Raw genomic sequence first — 12,930 nt, forward strand, 5'->3', positions numbered from 1 at the left:
ATTGTCATTTCGGCCGGTACTTCGACGCTATCCCTTCGAAGCAGGCCAGTCACCTACCGGCAAGAATCTCGCGATCGCGCACTGCTACTTTATGACGACACCTCGTCATAAAAAGGAGTAGCCGTGACAACACCGACGTCCGAAGCGTGGGAATCCGCCGAAGGAACCCTGACCGGCATTCGGAAAGCCGGACTCCACGGACTACGTTGGACGGCCTGGTTGGCCGGCGCGACAGGTCTCGCACAATTGGTGTCGATCGGGCTGAACTTCACCGACACTGTCAGCGGAATCGTTCCGGCCACGTACCCGCCTGTAGATGTGGCGTGCAGCGTCGTCGCGCTCGTTCTTCTGGTCAGCCTGCTTGTCGGCCGCCCCAACGGTCCCGCGATGTTGTCGAGTCTCGCCCTCCTCATGGCCATGCTGATGGCGCCCACCCTTCACAAACATGCACCCGAGTCGCTCTGGCTGGCGGCGGCACACGCCGTCTCGGTCGTCGCCGTCATCACGCTGTCCGTGATGACTTCGCGGTTCTCCAGTGCCGAGTTGGATCGGTCGTGACACCGGATTCACCCCTCTCGCTTGCAGCTGAGGAATGGATCACTGATCTCACTACCGCGGAGATGGAGCGATTGCGCAAACGCACGACGCTCACACTCGCCGAAGAACAAGAGGTCTGCCGATCCGTACGCTCGATCGCGCAGCAGATGATGCTCGCACCCGTCTCGATGTGGCAAGGTGATCCGCGCCTTGTTGCGGACCTGTTCGACCTCCCCGTGACCGTCAATCAGACCCAGGAGGATCGACCATGCCGAAGTTGACCGGTGGTGCGACGACCGCAGAGCACAAAATCGCCACCCGAGAAGCCATGTTGGACGCATTCATTCGCGAACTTCACGAGCAGGGTTGGCAAAACGTGAAGCTGCAGACCGTGGCCCAGGCGGCCGGCGTCTCGCGGACAGCGGTGTACAACTACTTCCCCGACAAATCCGCGTTGCTGCTCGCCTGGTCCACCCGCGAGATGGACAGATTCCTACTCCTGGCCGAGCGTGAACTCGCGGACCGCGAGAATCCTGTGGACCGACTCGAAATCCTCGTCAAACTGACACTCGTCGAATTCTCACTGCAACGATTCACAGGAATCGCGTTGGTCGAATTGTTGTCAGCGCAGGATCGCGAAATTTTCCTCGAACATATTGTCCCGCTGTCGGTTCTGGTCGAACAGCTCGTTCAGGAAGGTGTCGACGCCGGTGTCTTTGTCGATTCCGATGCTGCCGCATCCGCGCAACTCATCCTCGCCTGCGTGGAAAGCCGACGCCCGATGCTCATGGCCGGCGACCGAGTGGACGCCGTCGTAGCGACCACCGTCCCGTTCATCATGCGCGCGTTGGGCGTTGCGTGGCCGACTTCCCTCGCGGCCGAACCCTCCGATCGCTCTGCTCACGATCGGTAGGATCGCAGATATGCATTTCGACCTCCCGCCCATCGATCAGCAGGCCGAGCGATTGATCGAACTCGGTGTTCACGAGATGGCTGGACTTTCTGCCGGCGATGTCAGGGAGGCCGCAACCGGGCACGGTGATGTCGGACTACTCACCGTGCACGAAAAACTGGCTCCGGCTTCAGTTCTGACTCCGCTGCTCGAGCTCGAGAACAAGCGCGGATTCATAGTTGTCGACATGGCGGACGTCGATCTGTTCGCCCCCACCGAGCAGGCAACGCTGCCCGAAAGCCCATTACATCTGCTCAGTGGAGTCGACCGCGGGGATCACCTGGCCAACTGGAGCCCGGACGAAGCATTGCCCGCAATCGTCGACGCAGACCGTACGCCGCTGACGCTTACCGAAGGCATCCACTGGCTGTTGCAGCGCCCCGACATTCTCGAACGCGGAAAGTGTTTCATGACCATCGGCTCCCGACTGCGCAAACCTGACGGATCCTTCGACACCAGAACTCCCGCCGTGTGGATCAGCAACGGAACCGGTCGCGACGGCAAAGACAACCGCAACGCCCCGAAAGTCGGGTGGTGCTGGTGGGGTAACCGCCACACGTGGTTGGGGTTCGCATCGGCGAGCGACCGGGTACCGCTCCCGAACTAGAGCACGGTTGCGCGGTCGAATCGGTATCGATCCTTCCACGGCATCTCGGCCTCGAGCATTGCAGCGGCAGAAAGTAATTCCGCGTCGCAACCCCATTTCGCCGAGATCATGATGCCGAGTGGAACGCCGTCTTCCGTCCAACCGAGTGGCAGACTGATCGACGGGAAACCGGTTGCATTGGCGACGACGGTGTTTCCGGTGAAAGCGACCATGTCGATCAGTTCGGTCGCGGGGTCTTCGTCGTTGCGCAACTCCCCGATCGCAAGCGGCGGCTTCGTCACAGTCGGAGTGACAACAAGGTCGGCGTCGGCGTAGTCGAGACTCCATCGTCGCGCCCAGGCCTGAACAATTCCGATTGCCGCGGCCAGCTCACCCGAAGGCACCTCGTTTGCTTGAACTCGCAAGTGTTGCACTATCGGACGCAGAAGGTGTTCGTACTCCTCCGGGATCGGCTTGGTTCCCGCCAAAGACGAGAACATCTTGACGAAAGCATCGATGAAAATGTCATCGCGAGCCTGCGGTCGCTCGAACACGTTGTGGCCCAAACCCTCCAGCACAGACCCAACCTTCGATACAGCAGCCGAGAGCTGCGCATCCACAGCTCCGCCGGAGACCGATCCGTGAGCAAGAGCGACGGTCAAGGGGCGGGCCTGAACTCCCCCAGCCTGTACGACGAACTCTTCGAACGACTTCGGCCGAGGCGGGTGGATAGTTCCGGCGCCGGGTCGCGTCGCCAGAACGTCCAGCAGCGCAGCGGTATCGCGAACTGTCCGGGCGATCGGCCCCTTGCTCGCAAATCCGAAGTTGTCATGCCCCGCCACGCCCATCGTGATCAAACCGCGGCTCGGCTTGAGGCCAACGACTCCGCACGTACTTGCCGGCGAACGCAACGAACCGGCGGTGTCACTTCCCTGTGCAAACGGCACCAGACCAGCGCCGACGGCGGCAGCAGCGCCGCCACTGCTGCCGGCGGCACTCCGCGTGCGATCGAACGGGCTGCGAGCAGGCGGAGCGACTTCCGGCTCGGTGTAACAGGCTGCCCCGAACTCGGGCACCGTCGTCTTACCGATGTCGATCAACCCACCTTCTCGGATCGCCTCGACGATCTCGTCGTCAGCGTCCGGCACGAAGTCGCGAAAGAGCGCCGATCCGAAGGTCGTGCGAATGCCGCGCGTTGCGTCGAGGTCTTTGATTGCCGTCGGAACGCCGAACAGACGCGGAAGGGGCCCGGCGTCCCGCTCGTCCAACCTGCGCTGCGCTTGTTCGGCGAGGGCGACAGCGTGCTCCCCGGCGATCGTCGTGAAGGCGCCGACGTCATCGGCAGTGGTCGCACGGTCGACGAAGTACCTGGTGACTTCGGGAATCGAGACCTGCTTGGCGGCGATCACACCGGCAAGTTCGACGGCAGACAGTTGATGGAGATCGGTCATCGGGCAGCGCTCCTTGGAGGTCGATGGACACTTGTAATTTCGATACGCGTATCGCTATTGTTGTCAGCATGGTATCCGAATCCACCAGCTCTGCAAGGGCTGGTCGACCAAAAGCATTGAGTCACAGACAGATTCTTGATGCCGCGGCAGAGATCGCCGATACGGACGGCCTGGATGCGGTGTCATTTCGAGTGCTCGCCGAACGACTCGGCATATCGCCGATGTCCGTCCACCGCACAACCGGCGGTATCGACGCCTTGAGGCGAGATCTGATCTCGACTCTCGTAGGCGAAGCCGTCTCGTCGATCGACTGGCCGACCGACTGGCGCGGGGTTGCCCGCACGTTCGCCTACGGCCTCCACGATCTCCTGATGCGCCATCCCCTGGTCCTGGAAGCCCATCGGCAGGCATCACTGGAAGCACCCGGGGCCGACGATACCGCCCACCGAGTCGTGAGCGCCCTTTCCTTGGCCGGCCTCGAGGACGAGCAGGCCACGTACGCATACGGCGCGCTGCATGATTTCGTCACCGGACACGTCGCAATTCAATTGGGACGCGGCGCTTTCGACAGCGCACCTGCCGATCGACGCGAGGCATCGGTGTTCGCACTTCATCACGATCCCACCCGAAGGTTCGAGTTCGGAGTCGCCCTCATCCTGGACGGTGTAGCGTCGATCGCGCAGCAAGGAACCACATCATGACGAGCAGCGTGACCACAACCGAAATTCGCGACGCGTCGGGGCGTCGTATCGCATTCTGCGAGTACGGCGATCCGACTGGCCACCCGGTAGTCGTGGCCCACGGATCACCTGGCAGCCGATACGAAGGGCTCTCACTCCACAACGCGTCTTCGACGGCAGGCATGCGGCTGATAGTCCCCGATCGACCCGGCTTCGGACGCACGGATCCGTACACGGACAAGGGATTTCATTCCTGGGACGACGACTACGTCACCCTGGTCGATCACCTAGAGTTGGACTCGACCACACTGATGGGTTTCTCCGGAGGCGGCGGTTACGCGCTCGCAGTCGCTGCAGCCGTTCCCGAACGAGTCTCGAAACTGGTGCTGGCGTGCGCCATGATCCCCGGGGCACCGCGAGATACTTTGCGACGCAGAATAAAACTGGTATCTGCGTTGTACTTTGCCGCCACCTGGGCTCCCCGTGTGGCCGGCGCAATGCTCGCAGGAACCGGAGTGTTCTCCAAGCTACGCAGCGACTCAGTCTCGATCTGGCCGGCCGCCGATCAGGCCGTCATGACCGACGAGGTACATCGCCCCGCTCTCCAGTTGGATTCATCCGAAGGGATCGCACAGGGTGGATCCGCAGGGGTTGTCGACTTGGCTCGGTATCGCCACGAGGTGCCTGGACTCTTCCAATCGATCTCGGTACCAACGGTTTTCCTACACGGAACCGACGACGGAAACGTACCCATCGAAGTAGCCCGCTGGGCACACTCGTTGATTCCCGACTCTCGCTTCGAAGAGATCAACGGAGGCGGCCATCTGTTCGTCGTCGCCGACCCCACTCCACTCCTTCGCGCCCTCGCCTAATTCCCTCTTGACTCGAACGCGTGTTCGAGTATCCTTTGGGGAGGGGATCGGGGGATTCAATGAGTGTCTTGTTGTCGGACGTGGTGTCGGGTTCTGCGGTGGGGTTACGCGGACGGTTGTGGCAGTTGTCTGCTGCAGAGTTGCGCGCTGCTGCGGTGTCGGCGAGTGCGGAGATTCTGCGCCTCGAGGCTGTGCGTGTGGCGGTGGTGGACGAGTTGTCGTTGCGCCCGGATGATCAGGTGATTGCCAGCCGCGGAGTGGGGTCCTGGTTGGCGGCCAACACGATGCTGCAGGTTCGGGACGGGAAGAAGATCGCCGCGTTGGGTACTGCTTTGCGGCCGTTTCCGGCGGTGGCTGCTCGGTTCGATGGCGGGGATTGCTCGTTCGAGCATGCCGTGTTGATCGTGGCGTTCTGTGAATCACCACCGAAGGGCATGCCGGAGGAGGCGCTCCCTCGTTGTATCGACCTACTGCTTGCGGCTGCGTCGGGTGTGGAGGCGACGACGACGAAGGTGCGGAACGTGATCGCGACGTTGGAGAGGTTGTTCGAGTCGGATGAGATTCCGCCCGCCGAGGATGTCGATCTCAACGAGTTGCGGATCGCGTCGACGCTCAATGGTCGGGTGGTGGTGCGTGGTGATTTCGACGCCCTGACCGGTGAAATGTTGTTGTCGGCGTTGTCGAATCTGACGATGCCGACCCCCGCTCCGGATGGAACCCCGGATTCTCGGTCGGCGGCGAAACGCACTGCGGACGGGTTCACCGAACTGATCCGGCGTTAGCTGGACTGCGCCAAGACCGGTACCGATGGTGGTCAGCGTCCGCACGTGAACGTGCACATCAACGCTCGGGATCTCGCTGAGCATCGGGACTGCGCCGCGACACCCTCCACTGCTGATGGTGAAGAGTCTCTGTCGGATCTCGATGTCGGGCACATGCCCTGGCTCGGGCCACTCTCGGTGTCGCAGACCAGGCTTCTCGGGTGTGATTGTTTCCTCTCCACCGTCCTGCTCGACGATCACGGCGCGCCGCTCGATGCGAAACCAGGGAAGAGGTTGGTCACCGCCGAACAACGCGTCGCCCTCATCGCCCGAGACAAAGGCTGCGCCTTCCCGGGCTGCACATGCGTGCCCGCCTGGACTGATGCGCACCATATCCGGCACTGGGCGAACGGTGGCCCGACGGTGATGAACAACCTGGTCCTGCTGTGCCGTTCACATCACCGGCTGATGCACCGCAAATCCGGGTTCGTCGGGAAATGGGCGATTCGGATCGGTGTCGACAACAAACCGTGGTTCATCCCGCCACCCTCGATCGACCCCGGACAGCAACCCAGGCCGGCGAACACCACCTTCAAAACCTGAGAGGTCAAACCTCTTTGGCGACAACAGAACACGGACCAGCGCCGCATCGAGGAGACCTCGATGCGGCGCCAAAAGACATGCTCAGCCCAAGTCGGCGACAATCCGCTCGGCGAGAGGCCGTGACGACGCCGGATTCTGACCGGTGTAGAGCTTGCGGTCCACCACGACATAAGGCGACCACGCCTCAGCCTTCGAGAATTTGCCGCCCAATTCGCGTAGGCGAGTTTCGAGCAGCCACGGAGCCTTGTCCGCCAGACCAGCCTGCGTCTCCTCCTCGTTGGTGAACGCGGTCAGCTGATAGCCGTCGAACAGCCAGCTTCCATCGGGTCTCTGGGCCGGCAGGAGTGCCGCCGGCGCGTGACACACCGCCGAGACCACCTTGTCCGCGTCCAAGAAGTTCACGAGAAGCTCACCGAAGGATGCCGACACCGCAAGATCCTCCATCGGTCCGTGCCCACCCGGTACAAAGACCACGTCGTAATCGGCAGCATCGGCGTTCTCCAGAATCTCCGGCGAATCGAGCACCGGCTGCAGATCGGCGATGTACTTGCGCATACGGTCGGCGCCTTCTTGCCCGCCGTTCACCTCGGGCGCCAGGCTTCCCTCGTCCACAACGGGAGCTTTACCGCCAGGCGTCGCGATCACGATCTCGTAGCCGGCGTCGACGAAAACGCGATGCGCCTCGACCAGTTCTTCCGCCCAGTACCCGGTCGGGTGGGGTGTTCCGTCCTTCAGCGTCCAGTGATCTGCAGAAGTGACCGCAAACAACAGCTTTGTCATCGCGCAACCTTTCGTCGGTAAAAGGAACCCCTTGGTGACAAGACACCATCTTCAAGGCCCGATCAATGAAATAACGTCCAGTCAGTGCAACACGCTGCCCTTGTGAGAATTCCTCACCACCGCAGAATCACGTCACCCGTCAGGTCCCGATCGGCTTGCCGAACAGTCCCGCGACGAGTTCACCAACCGCATCCACCCAGACTGGCCAGGTCCTCTGATCAAGCGCCATGGATCCAGCGTCGAAGGTGCTGCATCCCTGCTGAGCAGGCACACCAGCGAACCGATCACGAAGCCACAGTAGAGCACTCGGCAATGCGACGACTTCCATGCTGACGTGCTCACTGAAGTGGTCTCTGGTGTAAACGACACTCGCAGAAGGATCTTGGCAATAGGTATCGACAAGTTTGTTCACCGGGCCAACAGGCACCAACCAGTCGGGATTCGACTGATAGATGTACATCGGCACGTCAGGAACCGACTTACCCATGGCAGCTCGGGAGAGCGCAGCTCTCACCGTGGGGTGTTGGACGGGATCTCCCGGGACATCGAGGAAGCCCTTGATATTGAGGAAGGGCACTGCAGCCGACGTCCAGAGCATGCACAGGTTGTCCTTGGCAGCGAAAAGCGCTCGGCCGGCAGGGTTTATGTGCTGATCGATGAAGCCTGCAAGTTCAGGATCTTCTCGGCTCACTCCGATTACACCGGCAGCGACGATCCCGGCCCCTAGAGCGTTGTTGGCATTGTCGAGCAAAGCGCCGAGATCCGCGGCAACACCACCTTCGGCGACTCCGACGATATTCAGTTCCGGCGCGTACTCCTGCCGTATTTCAGCTGCGTGACCGGTAGGAATCGATCCACCCGAGTAGCCGAGCAGCCCTACGCGAGTTGACCGCCCTTGCAGCTCCATGGGTTCGAAGTTCTCAGCAGCACGAATACCGTCGAGCGTGATCCGGGCCGCGACGGGGCCGGAGGCGAAGGAAGAATTGGGTCCCTGATGATCGGGCACCGACAATGCCCAACCCTGCGCCAGTGCCGCCTGCACTTCGAGGAATTGAGCCCCACCGGTCGCAGCGCCCGTCACCAGCCACGGCAACGCGCCTTGCTGCATGACATACGAAGGTGCGCAGTAGTTTCCGAGTGAATCCTCTGCCATCTGAAAGGACAGCAGCGGGCGCGGGCCCCCATCGCGAGTGTCGCCACGCGGCTTGATAACTGTGGTGACAGCAGGAATCGCCTCGCCCGCAGCATTATTGGATCGATACGAGATCTGCCACGCATCCACGTTGGTCGGAATCAGGTTGAGAGTACCGAGATTCACCGCACGAGCGGCGATGATCTCACCCGGTTCCCTGGATTCGACGACCTCGACAGGCGGTTCATAGAAGGCCTGGTCCAGTTCAGGCAAAGGCGGTGCGACTGCAGGCGGCAGGGCAGGCTGGACCTGAATTTGGGCGGGAACACCTTCATCCGGGGCCGCTGAGGCAGGTGCCGAAAGTCCGATCTGCCCGATTACTGCAATCACGGCAATTGCGAGGCCCCCGCGTTGTCGGTCAGTTGTCCAGCGTCGTCCCATACCAATTCCTCCCCGGAAAAGCACAGATTGCCTTGTGTTGCCGCAGTTCTCATCACGAGCACACAAGTTAGATGCGAGTGTCTAACACATTGAGGACGAGAGTAGAGCGTTGTGGGCTGGATTACAATCCCCTGGTGTTCGTGACCTATTCGTCGGTGTGAAGGGGCGCGTCGTCGATCAACGCATTCAAGAGCACCGTCATCAGATCGACCAGTACCGACACGGGAGGACGAGGCTCCGCAGTGCTCCACTGGTGCACCAGCGCGGTAAGCGCGCCGATGAAGGCGGTGGACGCCCACCGGTAACCACCTGGCGGTTCGTAATCTTCGCCCACGATCCCTTTGATGATCGACTCGAAAAATGTTGCCCAGACCGAACGTTGGTCCACACGATGCTTTTCCACCCGGGGACTGACACCTACGACGTCGATGAAGGCAACGTGTGCGCGTCGTGGGTCACTTCCGACCGACTCGACGAAGGCGGCCATGGCCGTCGCTGCCTTGTCACGGAGATTGACCGAAGGCTCTGCATCGAGTGCGTCGACCATTGCAATTCTGGCGTCGAGTTGGATCTGGTCATACAGCGCGAGGAGTAGATCCTCGCGACTACCGAACTCGTCGTAGAACTGCCTTCTGGCCAGACTCGCGGACGCGCAGATATCCGCCACCGAACTTCCGGCATACCCCTGGTCTGCAAACACGCTGAGAGCAGCATTCAAAAAGAGGGAACGGCGTTCGGCCTTGCGAGCCGCGACCGACCTTCCGCCGTAATTTCTGTCTGTTTCAGCGATTGCCACGTCTGCCAGAGTATGCGGCATCGCGCCGCACACAAAACGCATCTGACCTGCTGCGAAGTTCCTTCACCACCACTACCGGCGCATCGGCACTGCAGCACGATCAGGCCAATACGAAGGCCACGGCAAAAAGTGTCCAGGCGGCAGCGAGAACCGTTGACGCCGCAGTAACTGCCCCGGTCACGGCAGGTCGAGTGCTGCGGTTGCGCGCGGCGATGATCCCGACCGTCATCAAAGTCAATGCCACCAGGAACGACAAAACCACGATTTTCACCAGCAACCCCTTCGACGACGGTCAACAGAACCGGAGACTATTTAGATAGTACACAAATAAATCGTGCATTAATTAAACTCAAAGTCTGTCAGGGATTCTTGACAGAATTCAACAGCGCCTGTCAGGCTAGTCCTGACGAAAGGAGAACTTCTCATGGAAGACCTGATCGAACGCGCCCTGACTGCGAAGATCGAGACCGCCGCGATCACCACGGTCAACGCCGCGATCACCGAGGCCGGCACTCAGGCAGACAAGATTGTCGGAACAGATCCTTTACCTGGCAGCCCTGAGTGGGAGGCAGAACAGGACACCGACATCCCGGCGCAGCGTCAGATGGCGTGGCAGTTGGCCTGTTTCCGGATTCAGCTCGCCGCAGGTATCGATTCGACGGCAAGCGTCATGAGCCTGCGTAGATTCGGCGCAACATGGTCAACCATCGGCCGCGCAGCGGGAATGACCCGTCAGTCCGCGCATGAACGGTGGGGTCGACGTGTATCGGACATGCTCGATCCCTACGGAGTCGGGATGCCGCCTATGGTGCCGAATGATGATCCGACTCAGCCCTGACTAACAATCGCGTGACTACCGATCCGGCAGCAGCGCATCGGCTTTCGCGACCAGCACAGCGCGCTCACGCTCGTTCCCGGCCAGCCGAGCCGCTTCGAGGAGTTCGGTTCTAGCCTCCTCGGATCGGCCGAGCTGACTGAGCAACTCCCCCCGAACGCTGGGAAGCAGGTGGTAGTCGGCCAGTTCACCTGAAGCGACAAGCTTGTCGACGAATTCGAGCGCGGGGCCAGGACCGTATGCCATGGATACCGCCGCCGCATGATTGAGGTCGACCACGGGCGATGGCGCCAGTTGCGCCAGAGCCTCGTAGAGGATCACTATCTTCTTCCAATCGGTGTCTTCGAAAGTTGCTGCTCGCGCATGACATTCGGCAATCGCCGCCTGCAGGCCGTACGGGCCTCGTCCACGCCCGACGGCGTCAGCTCGTTCCAGCGCGGCAAGCCCACGCGAGATCTGTAGGCGATCCCACCTCGTCCGATCCTGGTCAGCCAGCAGGATGGGTTCACCGGTCGAGGTTGTCCGAGCGCCGAATCTCGAGGCTGTCAGCTCCATCAAAGCGACAAGGCCGTGTACCTCGGACTCCCTGGGGACCAATTCGGCGAGTATTCGCGCGAGCCGCAGAGCCTCAGCACTGAGCTCCGCCCGCATCCACTCGTCCCCGGAACTGGCTGCATAGCCTTCGTTGAACACCAGGTACAGCACTCCGAGGACCGCGCTCAATCTGCTCGAAAACTCTTCTCGCCCTGGAACTTCGAAAACCGCTTTCGAGGCGGTCAGCGCCTTCTTCGCGCGGACTATCCGCTGCTGCACCGTCGCCGTCGGCGTGAGGAACGCTTTCGCAATCTCTTCCGTGGTCAAACCGCCCACCACTCGAAGCGTCAACGCCACCTGCGCTTTTCGATTCAACACGGGATGGCAGGCGATGAACATCAGGCGAAGGACATCGTCGTCGATGCGGTCCGGATCCCAGCTGACGTCGTCGAAATGTGAAGCGTCGTTCTCGAGTTCACGCGCAAAGTGGGCGTAGCGCTCGTCCAACCTCTCACGTCGTCGCCACCCGTCGATTGCTCGTCGTGTCGCCACAGATGTCAGCCAGGCAGCGGGGTTTCTCGGAACCCCCGTCGCGGGCCACTGCTCGACGGCTTCGAGCAGAGCCTGCGCGGCCAGATCCTCGGCGAGATCAAGATCTCCGACGGTGCGAGTCAACGTGGCGACAATCTTCGCGGATTCGATACGCCAGACCGCGTCGACAGCCTTTCTCGTTTCTTCTCGCACCGCCTCGTCGGTCATGGTTCAGCCTGCGACCGGACGATCGGTACCGAGCTCTTCACGCCAGCCGGCCTCTTTCTGGATGTACTCGTTGTCCTGATCGAAGTCCGACATCTCGCTCACGCGGCGTACCTCGAGCTTGCTTCCCGGCCCGAGCGGGCAGCGCTTCGCCCATTCCAAGGCTTCGTCTTTGGTCGACGTCTGAATGATCCAGAATCCCGAGAACAACTCCTTCGTCTCCCCGTACGGGCCGTCGGAGACCAGCGGAGGATCGGACTCGAAATCGACGATGAATCCCTCCTCCATCGCCAGTCCCTCACCGGCCAGCAAGACACCTGCCTTGATCAGGGACTCGTTGTACTGCCCCATCGCCGCGATGATCTCGTCGAAGTCCATGTCCTTGGATGCTTCGATGGCCTCATCGGTGGAACGCATGATCAGCATGTACTTCATGAGAATCTCCTTCGTTCGTGGACCGCTCTGTTCGGTCCCTCTGCTTACACGTCGAACGGCGCACTCACCGATCGACAAACTTCCGCAACAATTTTTCCGAGTACATAACCGCCGGTCGCGATACGCTGCCCACGGTATCGGCGGACGGGCCGTCGGGCCGGTCAGAAGTCGAGAAATCCCGGTACAACTTCGCGAACGAGCCCGGTCGCGTCAGTGCTCCCGTAGAAATACACCGACCCGTAACCGAATAGGTACTCCTCTACGAAATCGGGGTGGGACTCGGCAACCACCGGCCACCCCTCTTCGTTGATCTGGAACAGGAAGCTGTGTCCATCCGCCTCAACGGCATCGGCGTAGGACGGTTCGTTCTGAATGAGCACCGGTTGCGGAGCTATCAACACCAACGGCATCACCTCGTCGTCCGATGGAATCCTGATCAACGCCGCGCTGCCAAGGCCCGCATGGCTGCCCGCCGATTCCGCACTTCGTGACGACGGCAAGTGCAGGACTGCCCTAACCCCGATGTCCGGGTATTCGAGGTCGTCGTCGCCGATGGAGAAACCTCGACGGATGAAGATCGAAAGCTCTCGCACGCCGAGCCACGGCGCCGTGTGTGCCTCGAGCGTCAGAAGGTACTCGTGCGACCGCAGAATCGCCTGACCAGCGAAAACCTGCGGAGGTCGTCCACCAATCCGTGCCCCACTATTCGAATCGCTCGAACCCACCCCGAGATGTACCCTGTCCACCGGCGTCATCCTAGGGAGATCCGACGGGTGTCG

At 61.2% G+C, this 12,930-nt stretch carries 15 protein-coding genes and 1 pseudogene; 8 read left to right on the forward strand and 8 right to left on the reverse strand.

Features of this window, described 5'->3' with window-relative positions; genetic code table 11:
* Nucleotides 1-123 precede the first annotated feature (123 nt).
* Genes RhoBH5_RS10310 through RhoBH5_RS10325 form a run of 4 tightly spaced genes read left to right on the forward strand, consistent with a single transcriptional unit; the run spans nt 124 to nt 2,096 of the window.
* The gene (locus RhoBH5_RS10310; RefSeq protein WP_054826733.1) at nt 124-558 is read left to right on the forward strand and encodes a hypothetical protein; all 435 of its coding nucleotides are present in this window, start codon (nt 124-126) and stop codon (nt 556-558) included.
* The gene (locus tag RhoBH5_RS10315; RefSeq protein WP_007730221.1) at nt 555-818 is read left to right on the forward strand and encodes a hypothetical protein; all 264 of its coding nucleotides are present in this window, start codon (nt 555-557) and stop codon (nt 816-818) included. The genes RhoBH5_RS10310 and RhoBH5_RS10315 overlap by 4 nt, the downstream gene beginning before the upstream one ends.
* Complete coding sequence (locus RhoBH5_RS10320; protein WP_054826732.1) at nt 806-1,450, forward strand: TetR/AcrR family transcriptional regulator; 645 nt, start codon at nt 806-808, stop codon at nt 1,448-1,450. Before RhoBH5_RS10315 ends, RhoBH5_RS10320 begins: the two co-directional genes overlap by 13 nt.
* Nucleotides 1,451-1,460: 10 nt before the next feature.
* The gene (locus tag RhoBH5_RS10325; protein ID WP_007730217.1) at nt 1,461-2,096 is read left to right on the forward strand and encodes a DUF5701 family protein; all 636 of its coding nucleotides are present in this window, start codon (nt 1,461-1,463) and stop codon (nt 2,094-2,096) included.
* On the opposite strand, the gene RhoBH5_RS10330 is transcribed toward RhoBH5_RS10325, so the two are convergent.
* Nucleotides 2,093-3,526, reverse strand: coding sequence for an amidase (locus RhoBH5_RS10330; protein WP_270008236.1), 1,434 nt, complete (start codon nt 3,524-3,526; stop codon nt 2,093-2,095). The two genes, RhoBH5_RS10325 and RhoBH5_RS10330, sit on opposite strands and share 4 nt — an antisense overlap.
* Nucleotides 3,527-3,642: 116 nt before the next feature.
* Here RhoBH5_RS10330 and RhoBH5_RS10335 point away from each other — a divergent pair, with 116 nt between their 5' ends.
* The 3 genes and pseudogenes from RhoBH5_RS10335 to RhoBH5_RS10345 all read left to right on the forward strand — a co-directional run bounded on the left by RhoBH5_RS10335 (nt 3,643) and on the right by RhoBH5_RS10345 (nt 6,442).
* Nucleotides 3,643-4,227, forward strand: coding sequence for a TetR/AcrR family transcriptional regulator (locus tag RhoBH5_RS10335; protein WP_230359246.1), 585 nt, complete (start codon nt 3,643-3,645; stop codon nt 4,225-4,227).
* On the forward strand, nt 4,224-5,078 hold the full coding sequence (locus RhoBH5_RS10340; protein ID WP_054826730.1) for an alpha/beta fold hydrolase: 855 nt from the start codon (nt 4,224-4,226) through the stop codon (nt 5,076-5,078). The genes RhoBH5_RS10335 and RhoBH5_RS10340 overlap by 4 nt, the downstream gene beginning before the upstream one ends.
* Nucleotides 5,079-5,137: 59 nt before the next feature.
* Nucleotides 5,138-6,442: pseudogene (locus RhoBH5_RS10345) on the forward strand (DUF222 domain-containing protein).
* An 81-nt stretch (nt 6,443-6,523) separates the two neighbouring features.
* On the opposite strand, the gene RhoBH5_RS10350 reads toward RhoBH5_RS10345, so the two are convergent.
* The 4 genes from RhoBH5_RS10350 to RhoBH5_RS10365 all read right to left on the reverse strand — a co-directional run bounded on the left by RhoBH5_RS10350 (nt 6,524) and on the right by RhoBH5_RS10365 (nt 9,862).
* Complete coding sequence (locus tag RhoBH5_RS10350; protein WP_030537402.1) at nt 6,524-7,222, reverse strand: type 1 glutamine amidotransferase domain-containing protein; 699 nt, start codon at nt 7,220-7,222, stop codon at nt 6,524-6,526.
* A 139-nt stretch (nt 7,223-7,361) separates the two neighbouring features.
* Nucleotides 7,362-8,795 carry a lipase family protein gene (locus RhoBH5_RS10355; RefSeq protein WP_143173062.1) on the reverse strand — a complete coding sequence of 478 codons (1,434 nt, stop codon included), beginning with the start codon at nt 8,793-8,795 and terminating at the stop codon, nt 7,362-7,364.
* Nucleotides 8,796-8,940: 145 nt separating this feature from the next.
* Entirely contained in the window at nt 8,941-9,633 is a 693-nt protein-coding gene (locus RhoBH5_RS10360) for a TetR/AcrR family transcriptional regulator (protein ID WP_081377511.1), read from the reverse strand.
* 58 nt (nt 9,634-9,691) lie between these two features.
* Entirely contained in the window at nt 9,692-9,862 is a 171-nt protein-coding gene (locus RhoBH5_RS10365) for a hypothetical protein (protein ID WP_007735738.1), read from the reverse strand.
* Nucleotides 9,863-10,015: 153 nt separating this feature from the next.
* Between RhoBH5_RS10365 and RhoBH5_RS10370 the strand changes: the two genes are divergently transcribed.
* Nucleotides 10,016-10,429: a hypothetical protein gene (locus RhoBH5_RS10370; protein ID WP_003942828.1), complete on the forward strand. Its 414-nt coding sequence runs from the start codon at nt 10,016-10,018 to the stop codon at nt 10,427-10,429.
* 15 nt (nt 10,430-10,444) lie between these two features.
* On the opposite strand, the gene RhoBH5_RS10375 is transcribed toward RhoBH5_RS10370, so the two are convergent.
* The 3 genes from RhoBH5_RS10375 to RhoBH5_RS10385 form a co-directional block, all read right to left on the reverse strand.
* Entirely contained in the window at nt 10,445-11,719 is a 1,275-nt protein-coding gene (locus RhoBH5_RS10375; RefSeq protein WP_042922905.1) for an RNA polymerase sigma factor, read from the reverse strand.
* Between the two features lie 3 nt (nt 11,720-11,722).
* Nucleotides 11,723-12,151 (reverse strand): YciI family protein, encoded by a 429-nt coding sequence (locus tag RhoBH5_RS10380; RefSeq protein ID WP_007735729.1) that lies wholly within the window; start codon nt 12,149-12,151, stop codon nt 11,723-11,725.
* A 161-nt stretch (nt 12,152-12,312) separates the two neighbouring features.
* Nucleotides 12,313-12,906, reverse strand: coding sequence for a hypothetical protein (locus RhoBH5_RS10385; protein ID WP_270008237.1), 594 nt, complete (start codon nt 12,904-12,906; stop codon nt 12,313-12,315).
* Between the last annotated feature and the right edge of the window lie 24 nt (nt 12,907-12,930).

It is taken from the genome of Rhodococcus sp. BH5, from assembly GCF_027583855.1.
GTDB lineage: Bacteria > Actinomycetota > Actinomycetes > Mycobacteriales > Mycobacteriaceae > Rhodococcus_F > Rhodococcus_F qingshengii.

Bases quoted from the DNA above. Each gene is read 5' to 3' on its own strand.
- RhoBH5_RS10320 (WP_054826732.1), top strand. From the start codon at position 806: ATGCCGAAGTTGACCGGTGGTGCGACGACCGCAGAGCACAAAATCGCC.
- RhoBH5_RS10325 (WP_007730217.1), top strand. From the start codon at position 1,461: ATGCATTTCGACCTCCCGCCCATCGATCAGCAGGCCGAGCGATTGATC.
- RhoBH5_RS10330 (WP_270008236.1), bottom strand. From the start codon at position 3,526: ATGACCGATCTCCATCAACTGTCTGCCGTCGAACTTGCCGGTGTGATC.
- RhoBH5_RS10340 (WP_054826730.1), top strand. From the start codon at position 4,224: ATGACGAGCAGCGTGACCACAACCGAAATTCGCGACGCGTCGGGGCGT.
- RhoBH5_RS10350 (WP_030537402.1), bottom strand. From the start codon at position 7,222: ATGACAAAGCTGTTGTTTGCGGTCACTTCTGCAGATCACTGGACGCTG.
- RhoBH5_RS10355 (WP_143173062.1), bottom strand. From the start codon at position 8,795: ATGGGACGACGCTGGACAACTGACCGACAACGCGGGGGCCTCGCAATT.
- RhoBH5_RS10360 (WP_081377511.1), bottom strand. From the start codon at position 9,633: ATGCGTTTTGTGTGCGGCGCGATGCCGCATACTCTGGCAGACGTGGCA.
- RhoBH5_RS10370 (WP_003942828.1), top strand. From the start codon at position 10,016: ATGGAAGACCTGATCGAACGCGCCCTGACTGCGAAGATCGAGACCGCC.
- RhoBH5_RS10375 (WP_042922905.1), bottom strand. From the start codon at position 11,719: ATGACCGACGAGGCGGTGCGAGAAGAAACGAGAAAGGCTGTCGACGCG.
- RhoBH5_RS10380 (WP_007735729.1), bottom strand. From the start codon at position 12,151: ATGAAGTACATGCTGATCATGCGTTCCACCGATGAGGCCATCGAAGCA.
- RhoBH5_RS10385 (WP_270008237.1), bottom strand. From the start codon at position 12,906: ATGACGCCGGTGGACAGGGTACATCTCGGGGTGGGTTCGAGCGATTCG.